The following is a 12,393-nucleotide window of genomic DNA, read 5'->3' on the forward strand; positions in this document are numbered from 1 at the left end:
GCGCAACGGTAAATGCCCGTGTCGGTCACAAAGATACTGAATATTTCCACAAGAATTTGCTTAGGCGAAAATAAATGCCTATTTTTGCAATACCATAAAGCCTTGATGCCGATAGGCTTCAAACAATTATCGGACAGAACTGTCTTACACGTTTGGCGCAAGCCTTACCCCAGTTATTCGGGAGCTTCTTTCAGGAGTGGTGTAAGTCGGATCTCCTCTTCACCCCGGCATTTGTCGGGGTGTCGTATTTTATAGCTCGAACACTTCATTTTCTCTACCCGTAAAGAAATACAAAACCTTGTACCCCATCTTTTTCAGCTTATAGAGTTTCGTGTGAATGGCTTCCGTTTCATTGTCAAACTGGAATATCACGATGTCAGCACCTTGTTCCCTTACCGCTTCTTTGGCATGGCGTTCTATATTGTTCGCACTGGACAGCCTTTTCAAGTCCGCCTTTGTTCCGTCTATGGTTATATCGGGGGAACTGATGCCCGGCACTTCTTCCAACATTTCAATCTGATACCCCTTTTGAGCCAACACCCGGCACATGGCAACCTCTTTGTCATACTTCGCCTTTTCGTTCTTGTTCTTTTGGGAGTTCTCGTAACGGGTGGAGTGGGCAACAAGGAAACCGCCCGTGTTGTAGTACCACATACGCCGCCACTGGCTCCCATACGAATTGTACTTCACTACGGGTACTTCCTTGTTGTCCCTCAAGAAGTAGGGCAATGTGCCTTTGGCTTTTGCAGCCCTTATGCGCTCATCGTTGTTTTTCACCCACTCTGTAAACTGGCGTGGCACTTCCTTAACCTCATTCTCGCTGTTTTCAAGTGTAGCGTTCTCATCCTCCAGAAGCCGATCCAACATCTTTTCTATTTCCTCATCCTTTGCCAGCACTGGCACTTGGTAGCACCTACAGTTAGGATGCCAGCCCGTCCATTTGAAAGTTTTGGGATAGATGCCTTTCAGATCATCGCAAATGTCATGTATGGGGTGGTTGTTGCTCAACTTGATTTCAATGCCTACCACAAAATCAAGTTGCGCCCAACGTGTGTAGTCGGCAGTCCTGTAGGCAATGTTTGTTTCAGTCCGGGCAAGTCTTTGTGCGTTACGATATGAGGAACGGTAAACACCCTTTCCGGGGTGGTATTTCTTCGGGTTATCATCTATCCACTTGTAGGATTCAGTTGCCGTGTCGTACACTCTGCGTTTCCACTTCCTGCCATATATGGGGTTTCCGTTCTCATCTTCTCCAATCTTCACACGGAAACGCCTGTACCACCTATCCGGGTCGTTCAGGTACTCTTTAATCTTGGTTGCAAGCCTGTTGGCTGGTATGCCCTCACCGATAGCCAGATCCAAAGTCTTTTCAAGCTCTTCTTTGTACATCCCTGTGTACTTCCAAACCTTTTGCGATAGGTTTAAGCCGTCCTTTGTCTTTCTGGCAAAGAAAGCATCCATAGCCTCCATGTTTCGGAGAAAGAACCGGGCAAAGTGCTTATCCTCTATAGAGTGTTCGCCAAACACACTTTTAACCAAACCATCATTGTTTTCATTGGATAAAAGCCACTCCTTTTCTACGCTGTTTCGGATCGTCTGGTAAGTCTGGCTGTACATATTGCGAAGTATGGGCGTAACATCTTCACTGTAGCCATACTCCGAAAAGGAAAACGGCTTACCATCTTCAAGCTCCGTGCCTTTCACAAGCTCAATGATTTTACCCAGTGAATCAAGATAGATCTTACGCACTTCGGAAGCATACCCCTCTGTGCGCTTGAACAACTCCTGCTGTAGCTTCTTTTCGTTTATGTACTTCGCCATACTGTTTTACCCTTTCTTTTGGAAATGTTCGCACCAGTCGCTATCCAGAAACTTTGAATACTTATGGAATGGGCATTTGCACAAAAACGGCTCACCTTTCCAGTTCAATTCATGGTAGCCGTATGAGTGCTTGCAATCCCTACAATGATACTTCAATTCGGATCGTTTAAGTTTCTTTGCCATTACTCGCCCTCCCCAAATACATCAGTTCTGTTTAGTGCCATTTGTCGCTCCAGTGCTTCGGCTTGCTCCTTGCTTATTTGCTCGTATTCCTTTTGTGCATTCTTCACAAGGTAGGAAAGTTCCAGAGTGGACTGCAAAGAGAGTGCGCCAGCCCCATACTGTTTCAGGACATCGGCAAGCATTTCGCTCACATCATCACCGAAAGGCTCTTGAAACTCGTGTGTCAGCTTCAATGCCTCATACTTGGATTTGTTCTTATAGTCAAGCACATTTCCCATGATCGAAAGCATGATACTTCCGTGCCTGTTCATGTAATCATCGTGGGTTTCCTTGCGTTTCTCTGCCTTGATAACAGCCAGAAGCATAACCTTTCGGATAGCCTTTGCGGAAAGGTTGCCCAGATTCTTCATGTTGTCAAAGTCAATGTTTGGCGTGAACGACTTGGAAAGAATGTGCTTATCCAGACGCTCATACTCGTTAGCCTTGCTCTGTGAGGCTTGATCCCATGTAAGATACTCTATTTTCCCACCGTCTTTGAGGATAAACAACTTAGCCTCATCCTCTGACTTTGGCAAAGAATTGAGGATTTCAGCCGTTGCCACCATAGCCGGGTTTGCAAAACGATCGTTCACATCTGCATCCGTGCTTTCCAATGATTCCGACCGCTCGATCATTGCTTGTACTCCTGCGTGTTCCACCTCTTGCTCAAACAGAAGCACTGGTATTTTACCAACAGGGTTTTGAAGCACCGCAACCTCCCATCCGATATTTCCACGCTTTGCCCGGTATATGGTATCGGCTGTGTAAATATCCACATGGTAAACAGTCCTATTCCCTGCCTCTGTAAGATAATACCCCCATGCAAATGCTGTGAGCCGCTTATATTGATCCTTGACGGTGTAAATATCATCGCCATTTTTCTTGCATAACACATTCAGCAAAAGCCGTGGGTTATCTTCTTTATCCCTATACACATGGTATAGTATAGCCGCTGTTCCCTCCGATCCAGCCGCTCTTTTGGCTTCTCGTACACGGGCATTGAAGTGTACTTCATCATTCAAATTTTTGTAATTCTCAAATGCTTCATCCGTACCCTCTGAAAGTTGCCCCCATTTTACAGGTCTTCCATACAGGAACACCAATGCGATCTCATTGATAAACGGCTGGTAAGGGATAGGTATTTTCCACCTCTTGCTCCAGCGCAAAAAGTTCCCGTTCTTATCATACACCGCACGATCCTTTCTTTCCATTATCTTGTGGCTGCTTACCTCGTAATCTCTTAGATTCTTGGCAGCGACAATGGAATGATCGTGCATCATCGTTAAGGCTCTTGATACATCCTTTGCATCCAAAAGCTCCGTCAAGCTCTGCTGGTAGCCAACAGCCGCTTTCACTTGGTTTGTCAGTACATTGAATAATCCCATATTATTTGAATTTACCCGGTTAAACCTAATCTCCGTTCTATATCGTCTGGTATCTCATACTCGTTGTAGTCAAACCACGATCGCATGAGCATCATATCCCGCCAGTCCGGGGAACAACCTAAATCCTCCTTGATTGCCTCCTTTGGTTTCAGCTTCAAACTTCCGTCATCGTCCGGCTTCCAAGTTTGCAGTTGTTCAAGTTCCCTCGCTATCTGCTCTTTGTCCGCCTGACTTACCAGATCCTCATCTATGCCCACATCGGAAGCGTTGATATGTTCTGCCAGCTTGTAGCCGCATTGCGCTTGCAAGTTTTGGTAGTTCTCATCTTTCAAAGCACGGCTGTTGTTCACAAATCCCTGTATCTCGCAACTATCCACGACACCACCGCCCACACCGTCCTCATCCACGATACACCGATAGTTTGGTATTCGGTACTTCTTCTGGCATCGGATAATGTACGCTTGTATGTCTGTAGTCTTGCTTACGGGAAAACTCCTTATGTCTATGATATTCCATCCGTCCCATACGGCTATCCTCGCATAGTCAGCACCGAAACGGGCAATATCTCCAGTTAGGTAGTGAGTGCCTGTTTTCTTGGCGATCCTGTTACCGAATATCGCCATGATAGCATCATGGGAACAAAGGGAATTTGGGTTATCGTCATACTCCCAGTTACCCTTAAACAGACGCTCGAACTTCACTTTATCAGAGGTCGTTTTCAATCCCTCTATGTAATCAGGATCAATAAACGGATTCTCTTGCACAAGGCACGATATGTAATACTTGTATTCTGGAAGTTTGCCAGTAGTGAAAGGCTTGTAAAACAAATCATACATCCAGTTCTTTTTGGGGTTGCAAGTGATAAACAGTTTGCGCCTTAGCCCGTATTCTTCATTCTTGAAACGCCCCACACGGGTTTTGAGGGTATCATAAGCACCGAAGTTTACTTCTCCACCCTCTTCAATCCAACCGCCCGTGAACTCAATAGATCCGTAACGCTCATACAGAGGATCACCCGGCTTGTATTGCAAATCCAGAAAGTCAATGCGTGATCCGTTGTAGAACTCAATGTAGTTAAGGTTGGCATTGTACTTATAAAGCGTATCATTCACACCGTAACGGGCGCACACTTGGTAGAATGTTATCAGTGTGGATTGGGTTATACGCTTCAACTCCGCACGTCCTATAAACCACTTCGTGCCGGGGTAGCAAAGGCACATGAAGATAAGCCATGCCGCACCAGTCCACGACTTAGCACCACCAGCCGCACCACCATACAAGATTTCAACGTGTTCTGTATCGGTAAGAATGCGCAAAGCATCAGCTTGTTTGTCGTGCCTCTTACCGTCACGGCAAACAATGAAGTCAAAACAGCCACGCTTGAACAACTCAATTTTGACTGCAAGCCCCATAGGTACTGTTATCGCCTTGCTACTTCTTGCCATCTTTCTTCATGCTGATCTTTTCAAGTAAGGAATTGTATTGCAATAGTTCCTCCGTACTCAATGCGGACAAATCCACATTGTTTGTTGTCGTTACTTGGGCATTCACATCGCCCTCAATGGGCTGTGTGGCTTTCCCAAACAGATACTCAATGATCCAACGGATCGTGTAGCTTTCCCCCTTTGATGTTTCCCTGTTGATAGCCTGCGATAGCGCAACAAACACTTGGCTTATCACTTCATCCTTGCTTAGAGCATCTGGAGTTTCGCCATTCCGTATTTGTTCCGCTATCTTCTTCATGTCATTGTTGAGCGATAGGTTTAGGGCTGTTGTCTGCCTTATATCCACACTCAATAGCGACTGGAGCAAATCAATAATCTGGCTTTGGGTAAATGTCCCATTGGAAGCCAGATTTATTCCGTACTTCTTTTTCAGTATGGAAAATATCTTTGGCTTCCTGCCGGGGTTTTCAGGCTGGTTGTCTTTCGTGAACCTGTTACCCTTTGAATTACCCTTTTCAAATCTTGCCATTTCTCAACTTCTCCGTTGTTTTCCCGTTGTTTTCTCATTCCACAGACGGGTTAGCCATTCAACAATTCTTTCCTCTTTTTCTCTGCTTCTTCGTATGTCTTTGCCACAACCAAACAATCCGTTTCGCTGTACTCCTTACCCTCCTTATCCAGATAGATAGCTTCAATGGTAGTATCTACACTACCCATCACCGTTTCATATCCGCTAAAGCTGGTTGTTACCTTGTAGCCCTTTGTCAGTACCGGGAAAGCCTCTTTGCTCGCATCTGTCACAATATGGTTTTCTACTCCTACTTTCAGGCTGTCACTAACAAGGAATAGGGGCAACTCCCTTACTACCTCCTTGATCTTATCGTACAATGTGGCTTCAACGCTTCCGGCTTCTTCTACGCCTTGCGTGGAAATTTCCACATCAGAAAAATTCTTCTGCATACTGAAACTCATTTTAATCATAACAATCTGTGTTTATTGAACACACTATAAAGCCAAAAGAAAATCGGATATAGTTTACCCGATTCCCTTTTCATTCGGTTATGTTAGGCTTTTTCTTGCGCTTGGTACTTCTTCCAATACCAATCTATCAAGTCATTGCCTTGCGCTTCCAGTTCCTCGTAAGCATCCTCTTCATCCAGAAGATCGTTTGCTTTGTCAATTACTCCCATGAGCACCCGTTGCTGCTCTTCGGTGGCACTATGCACCTCAATTTCTCCGTTGAGTTGCTGTTGGATCACCTCAATTTCCTTTTCTGTTAGTACAATATTTTTCATTTTCAATATCTTTAGTCGTTACAAAATTACTCATAATTTGTATTTCTTGGCTATGTTCTTAACCGCTGTTGTGTATTTGTCGGACTTTCCATGTATGGCTTTCGTCACCGTTTCAGCCCAAAACTCACTAACATTTGTTGCGGCATACTTACCATAGCCGGACTTCTTTTTATCCTTACGCCATTGGGTGTATAGCTTGTTGATCTCCTTTCCTGCCGCCTTTTGTTTTGCACCCGTCATGTGTTGATTCCATGTTGCGTGTGCCAGTTCATGTGTCACTGTGTGCGCAATAGGCTTGTTTGTCTTGGTACTCCAGCCGCTTGCATATCCTTTTCTATGCGAAGCCTCAATAGCACTTTTTGACTGGTTGAAATGAGCCTTGTTAAGATACACCCCATCAGACTTCCCATTTACTGTTACGTGAACTCCGTATGTCCCTGCTGGCAAGTCTGCCAGTTTCACACTTCTTTGCCTCACGCCCATCACAGCATGGTATCTGGAAATAGCTTCTTTTGTCGCCTTGTACGCTGCTGGATCTTTCATGTTCACCAACGGCTCTGGCTTTGATATTTTACCCTTGAAAGTGGCATCGCCCGGCTGTAAGCCTCCACGTGTTCCGCTTGAATTTCTACCCATATTCGTTACTTCTTTTTTGCGTTTATAAAATCGGTTACATACAGTAGCCCATGTTTCCGGCAAAACGCTTTCACTTCCTCACCACCTCCATAAACAAGTAGGTTAGGCTTTTCAAGCCCGGAAATCTCCTGCGCTACTTGGAGATCCGATTTAAGGCTTTCCATCCACCCGTCCAGCCCTCGTGTGGCAAAAGCATTATATCCTTTCGGAATCCCCATTTTGTTGTACTCTATGAATTTGTGAGATACATTCAAATCAGCATACACCCTTATACCGCATTCTTGGAAGTAACGGGATAACCAACGCTTTTTGTAGATAAGCTGTAATCCCCATGCTATAGGTGTCTGGTCATGGCAGCTACAATTCGGCTCTACCACCGCTTTGCAGCCACTTGTGAGCAAGTTTATCGGATCTTTGAAAAGAGCCTCAAACCTGTAATCATCCACATAGAAATGATAGGTTACTACATCTTTCCTCAATCTACTGTTAGCACCCCACGGAGATAACGGCAACTCCAGTTTTCCGGCTTGCATTTCCAGAAGCAAGTTGGGGATCTCAAAAATGTTGTCGCTCTCATACAAAACATCTTTGAACATGGAGCGGTAGAAAGCCTCTTTGTCGTTTGCCTCTTCGCTTCCATCCTCTTGCTCATCGCTCGCTGCCTCATCTTCCGGCTCATCCTCTTCAACCGCTTTCTTCTTTGACTTCTTAGGCTCTGCATCCTCCGGGATAGTCAGACCTATAAAGCTGAAATCGGTATCTTTCCAGACATCATCCACTTGCAATGCGTTGAAATCCCATTCTCCGTTATTGATATTGTCCCGGAGAATGATATTCTTTTCCTCATCCTCCGTAAGATCCGAATAGACAACGGTAGGGACTTCTTTCAGCTTCAATTTCTTAGCCGCTTTCAAACGCTGGTTTCCTGCTATCACAACCAGTTTGCCCGTCCGGTCGGATAGCGTAATAGGTCGGTGCTTCCAGAATCCGTAAATCTTGATACTATCCACAAGCCGATCCATATCGGCTTTCTTGATAGTCCTCGGATTGGATTCCAAAAGCACCATTTCCGACAAAGGGCGATATGTAATCTCGCTACACTTCATCCTCTGCCTCCTTTTCCTCGTTATCTTCCGTTTCCTCAACCTCACTCACTGGCAGATTATCCAGATACTGATCCAGCCCTATAGATTTGCGGAAACGCTCTACAATCCGGCACGGTATGATATATCTACGCTTCCTCATGTATAGGAAACGGCTGTTATCCGACACATCTACGCCAACGGCATAGAACTTGCCACGATAGGACAAAGGCAAAGGCAGTTTGTCATAGATAAAGACACGGTTTTCCTCAACCTTTGAAATGGTCGCTTTCCTGTTATATTCGTTGTTCAGGTAAATGTACATCACATCACCTTGCTTCATATTGTCGGCTGGCATCCACTTGTTTACAAGGTAGCCGCCCCAATTATGCAACACAAACAGAACGCCAACTATCACGGCAAACACGATAAGAACATCAATTATCAGCATAGCTTTCAATTTACTTGGTTAATGATACAAAGATATGAATTTATGTGTTTACTAAACACACTTTTAAGCATAAAAATAGCCTAATAACCGAAAACAAGCATAGCCGCATCCCTGCCATGCTCATTTGTCTGCTTTCCCCACCCGGTATATCGCTTGAAAGTTTCCTGTTTGAGCTTGGTTACATTCCTTTTAGGGGCAACCATTTCAAACTCAACTCCCAGATCTTTCAGGTAATCTTCCCAGATAGAGGCATCACGCTTCACCGATCCAACACCTTGCAGCCGTTTCCTTTCCTCTTCCCTTGACATCCTTTCAGTGCCGAACCAGTTTCTTTGCCTCGGATCTTCCACCCTCACAAACACCTTATCGCCTACAGCCACATATTCATCACGCAAGGATCGGACATTTTCCATTGCCTTATGAATGGGCAAAGAAGTCACCATAAGTAGGGATCGCTGCTTGCTGTCCCAAACAGCGAATCCCGTATGTACGCCTGTATCTATCCCAATACAAATCATTCCGCTACTTCGTTTTCTTGATTGTTGGGAATCTCATACAATATCACGCCTTTCATTTCACTTGCATCCTTTCTTGGTGCATACAGTTGCGCCATCAAAAGGTTGTCCGGCAAAAACTTGTAGCGTATTTCCTTGATAAGCGGCAAGCCTATAGGAACTTCGCTCATCATGTGCAAAGTCCAGAGGTCGTTTTCCTTTCTCACGCTTACTATAGCGGACTTGTAGAGGAATGTACCCGTCTTGTATTCTCCGTACTCATCGGAACACTCCGCTTCTTTTTGTGCCGTTTCTTCCAGCATCTTAATGAATCCGGCATTAAGCCTTTTCTTCCGTTTCGCCCAGTATTCCGGGTAGATAACTCTTGCTTTCTTGGTTTCGTCAGTTTTCATATCATTCTTGGGTTTTAATTGATACTCTTATAGATGCTTTCGTTTCCACATCAACCAGATATTGAGCATACATATCCTTGTGTTCCTCTTGGAATCTGGTTTTGTCGAAATTCTTACGCTTGGACGGTGCAATGTAGGATATTCGTATTCTCTCATTCTCCGCTTTCTTCAGGTCGTGTGTTTGCATAAGCTCCAGCATACGATCCTGTAACTGCTTCTTACGCTCTTCCAGCCGGGTTATTTCAGCATCAACGGAAATATACTCATCCTGTAGTGCCAGAAGATCATCCGGCATCGGATCAAATGTTTTTTCTTTCTTCTTTGCCATAATCAGACTTTGTAAGGTGAAACAATATCGAATATCGCCTTGCATATCTCTATATCATAGAGCGCATCATGCAAGCGGTTGGAATCTACATCAATGCCCAGAAACTTTGCAACCGTCCCCTGCTTGAAATTCTCCATTTCCGCACGTCTGGCGGCAAGATACGGAGTGGCAAGCACCATCACATCTATAGAATTGCTCCAGAACCACGATCCGAAATACTTATCTTCATTCTGCACGAACCATGCACGGAGAAACTGGTTATCAAATGAGGCATTGTTGTACCCGGCAAGAAAGAACTTATCCTGCCTGTTGTACTTATCCACATACTTAGCCAGCATATCCACAAACTGCCTGTACACTTCGCCCATAGGTGGGTAAGCCATTATTTGCTCCTTTGTAACTCCTGCCACATCCAGAGCCTCTTGTGTAATATCGGCTTTCGGATTGGGTTGTACATGGAAATTGAAACTTTCACGGACTTCACCGTCAATTACTACCATACCGCTTATCTGGTGAATGCCGTGCCGATTTACCAGAGTGCCAGTAGTTTCCAAATCAAAAAATAATACTTTCATACTTACATCTTTTTATATTGTTTCATTGCTTGGTATAGGCTTTGTTCCTTATCCAGAAGCGTAATCAGCCGATCCACATCTACCATCTTTTCACCGTCCAGATATGCCCAGATACTACGCAAGGCATTGGCTACCGCCTTAGCCTCATTTGATTCTTTCAGGTGGGCTGTTACCTCTCTGTTGGTTGCAGTCTCTCTTCCTTGTTCCTTTGCCGCCTTAACAGCATTTTGAGCCGCTTTCACTTGATCCGATTCCGTTTCATAGCTTGAAGCAATCTCCCTTGCCGCTGTTATGGATAGCTCATTTCTCATAATCCGCTCTTGCAACTCCTTTGGAAGATCCAGAAGAGAAAGGCACTTGCTGATATATGCCGGGGACTTCTTGAATTTGTCCGCTATCTCCACCTGTGTATATCCGAACTCTTCTTTGAACCGCTGGAACATCAAAGCGCATTCATATTCAGTAAAACGCTTTCCCTCATTCCTCATCATCTGCTCTATGTACAGATCCTCACGGCTCATTGTTGGCGGTCGCTTCAACGCTTTCACAAAGGGAATATCCGCACCCTCTGAAATGGCTATCATAGTGGCACGGAATCTGCGTTCACCATCTACCAGCCTGTATTTCTCATCACCGTTTTCATCCTTGAAAGCGATCACGGTTAAGGGATTCAGCACCCCTTTCGCCTTGATTTGCTCTTTCAATTCATCCAGATCAAAATCTCTACGGACATTGAAGCCATCTTCCACTACTATGTTTCGTGGATCAATCAGGAACACATCCGTTTTCTTTGTTGCATTATTTTTCATTCTACTTATTGTTTTGTTGGTAAAACTTACATGGTTTCTTTCTTGCTGTTATTCTCTTAGCCAGCTTGCAGCAATACATCTGACCTACTTTCGGATTACTCCAGAAGTGCTTACATTCGCTACAATGCCTATCGTCACTCATCGCTATCAAAGTATTCTTTGTTATCTTCCAGAAACTCTTCCAGCGCATCATCGCAAAACATACCATCACACGTTATTTCCGGGGTATGGTCTATTTCACCTCTACGCCACGGGCAATATGCGCATAGCTCTTCGCCCAGACTTTCTTTCAACTCTTCATTTCTATTCATATCTGCTACGGAATTTCCCACAGTTACATTTGAAGTGTGGCATTACACCTTTCGGATCTTCATAGCGTGTTCCTCCCTTAACATAGGAATGAGCCGTACAACAATAAGCCTTATAGCCTTTTCTAATCTCCAATAGCTTCATATAGGAGCAATTTTCACAAGTCTTATCCATATCAATAACCGAATATCATTCTAAAAACATAACTTACAGAGCCGGAATAAACCTCATTCCCCTTTGAAGCACGGATATGTTTGCCCAATGTGACAACCTTAAAACCACGCTCCTTAATCCGCTCAATCTTCCGCTCCTTATCCATATCAGTACACCTTGAAAGTATGAAACACAAGCGAACCACCGTACATTTGAAAAGTACCTATGTATTCCAGCCTGTCGCTGTCTTGAATTGTATGCCCTGTACCATGTACTCTGATATGTACTCTTTCTTTTTCAGCATTAGGATCAACCATTGCCCAAATGCAAGGAACACCATTTTGAGTTTGAACCGTCAGAATTTTTGCGCCAACTGGCATTTCGATATTCTGATCATCCGTTACTTCAATCCTGTATTTATAAATCTTCTTCATATTGTTAGTATCTAAAATCCGTAAAATGAATAACTACACCCTCAAACACATTATCCTTAGTGAAGAACCATGAAATGAAGTCCTCAACGCTCAAACCGTCATTCTTGGCTACCACTTCAATAGGCACTCTCTTATCATCAATCCAGATTTGAGGCACGGCATCGCTGCTGTCATAAGTCATTGTTATGCGTTGCAGTCCTATTTCCTCATACCTTGCAAACTCCCTTTGTTCGGAGTTATACGGTCTGCCAGTCCATTCCCTAACAGATAGGTACTTTCTGCCAGAGGAAATGCCCTTGTAACGCTCATCCCATACACCTTTGGCATTGTGCCTTATCGTGTGGATCTTCGTGCCGCTTTTCAGCTTGCTTTCAAATTCTGTAGGCACTCCGGCTTTCGGGTGTGTTGCCGGAAATTTCTTACAGAGAGTTACTATCACTTTCTTCTTTTCCATGTCTAAATATGTTTATTGAACACACTTATTGAAACAAATTAGGCATATTGGGTGCTAAGTTGGATAGCATATTATCCACATTACGCT

General features: G+C 44.3%; 17 protein-coding genes. All 17 read right to left on the bottom strand.

Annotation, left to right across the window (positions count from 1 at the left end; all coding sequences use genetic code 11):
• Positions 1 to 249: 249 nt before the first annotated feature.
• Positions 250 to 1,821 carry a hypothetical protein gene (locus B5F83_RS00380; RefSeq protein WP_239383784.1) on the bottom strand — a complete coding sequence of 524 codons (1,572 nt, stop codon included), beginning with the start codon at positions 1,819 to 1,821 and terminating at the stop codon, positions 250 to 252.
• A gap of 182 nt (positions 1,822 to 2,003) precedes the next feature.
• Positions 2,004 to 3,428 (bottom strand): phage portal protein, encoded by a 1,425-nt coding sequence (locus B5F83_RS00385; protein WP_087325151.1) that lies wholly within the window; start codon positions 3,426 to 3,428, stop codon positions 2,004 to 2,006.
• Between the two features lie 11 nt (positions 3,429 to 3,439).
• Entirely contained in the window at positions 3,440 to 4,708 is a 1,269-nt protein-coding gene (locus B5F83_RS00390; protein ID WP_239383785.1) for a phage terminase large subunit, read from the bottom strand.
• Between the two features lie 151 nt (positions 4,709 to 4,859).
• Positions 4,860 to 5,402, bottom strand: a complete 543-nt coding sequence (locus tag B5F83_RS00395) for a hypothetical protein (RefSeq protein WP_087207055.1) — start codon at positions 5,400 to 5,402, stop codon at positions 4,860 to 4,862.
• A gap of 50 nt (positions 5,403 to 5,452) precedes the next feature.
• Entirely contained in the window at positions 5,453 to 5,833 is a 381-nt protein-coding gene (locus B5F83_RS00400) for a hypothetical protein (RefSeq protein WP_143822422.1), read from the bottom strand.
• Between the two features lie 104 nt (positions 5,834 to 5,937).
• Positions 5,938 to 6,168, bottom strand: a complete 231-nt coding sequence (locus B5F83_RS00405) for a hypothetical protein (protein ID WP_087325155.1) — start codon at positions 6,166 to 6,168, stop codon at positions 5,938 to 5,940.
• A gap of 30 nt (positions 6,169 to 6,198) precedes the next feature.
• Positions 6,199 to 6,804: a hypothetical protein gene (locus tag B5F83_RS00410; protein WP_021927472.1), complete on the bottom strand. Its 606-nt coding sequence runs from the start codon at positions 6,802 to 6,804 to the stop codon at positions 6,199 to 6,201.
• 5 nt (positions 6,805 to 6,809) lie between these two features.
• Complete coding sequence (locus B5F83_RS00415) at positions 6,810 to 7,910, bottom strand: DUF4417 domain-containing protein (RefSeq protein WP_087325157.1); 1,101 nt, start codon at positions 7,908 to 7,910, stop codon at positions 6,810 to 6,812.
• Positions 7,900 to 8,337 carry a hypothetical protein gene (locus B5F83_RS00420; protein ID WP_087207044.1) on the bottom strand — a complete coding sequence of 146 codons (438 nt, stop codon included), beginning with the start codon at positions 8,335 to 8,337 and terminating at the stop codon, positions 7,900 to 7,902. Before B5F83_RS00420 ends, B5F83_RS00415 begins: the two co-directional genes overlap by 11 nt.
• A gap of 80 nt (positions 8,338 to 8,417) precedes the next feature.
• Positions 8,418 to 8,732: a hypothetical protein gene (locus tag B5F83_RS00425; protein ID WP_239383786.1), complete on the bottom strand. Its 315-nt coding sequence runs from the start codon at positions 8,730 to 8,732 to the stop codon at positions 8,418 to 8,420.
• A gap of 119 nt (positions 8,733 to 8,851) precedes the next feature.
• Positions 8,852 to 9,244 carry a hypothetical protein gene (locus B5F83_RS00430; RefSeq protein ID WP_087325159.1) on the bottom strand — a complete coding sequence of 131 codons (393 nt, stop codon included), beginning with the start codon at positions 9,242 to 9,244 and terminating at the stop codon, positions 8,852 to 8,854.
• 1 nt (position 9,245) lies between these two features.
• Positions 9,246 to 9,572, bottom strand: coding sequence for a hypothetical protein (locus B5F83_RS00435; RefSeq protein WP_087207038.1), 327 nt, complete (start codon positions 9,570 to 9,572; stop codon positions 9,246 to 9,248).
• 2 nt (positions 9,573 to 9,574) lie between these two features.
• Entirely contained in the window at positions 9,575 to 10,147 is a 573-nt protein-coding gene (locus tag B5F83_RS00440; RefSeq protein ID WP_087207036.1) for a 3'-5' exonuclease, read from the bottom strand.
• Between the two features lie 2 nt (positions 10,148 to 10,149).
• Entirely contained in the window at positions 10,150 to 10,956 is an 807-nt protein-coding gene (locus tag B5F83_RS00445; RefSeq protein WP_087325161.1) for a ParB/RepB/Spo0J family partition protein, read from the bottom strand.
• 134 nt (positions 10,957 to 11,090) lie between these two features.
• The gene (locus tag B5F83_RS10685) at positions 11,091 to 11,267 is read right to left on the bottom strand and encodes a hypothetical protein (protein ID WP_164488559.1); all 177 of its coding nucleotides are present in this window, start codon (positions 11,265 to 11,267) and stop codon (positions 11,091 to 11,093) included.
• Positions 11,268 to 11,585: 318 nt separating this feature from the next.
• On the bottom strand, positions 11,586 to 11,852 hold the full coding sequence (locus tag B5F83_RS00450) for a hypothetical protein (RefSeq protein ID WP_087325163.1): 267 nt from the start codon (positions 11,850 to 11,852) through the stop codon (positions 11,586 to 11,588).
• Positions 11,853 to 11,856: 4 nt separating this feature from the next.
• The gene (locus B5F83_RS00455; RefSeq protein WP_087325165.1) at positions 11,857 to 12,306 is read right to left on the bottom strand and encodes a hypothetical protein; all 450 of its coding nucleotides are present in this window, start codon (positions 12,304 to 12,306) and stop codon (positions 11,857 to 11,859) included.
• Positions 12,307 to 12,393: the final 87 nt, after the last annotated feature.

The organism is Muribaculum sp. An289, assembly GCF_002159555.1.
GTDB classification, from domain to species: domain Bacteria; phylum Bacteroidota; class Bacteroidia; order Bacteroidales; family UBA932; genus Merdivivens; species Merdivivens faecigallinarum.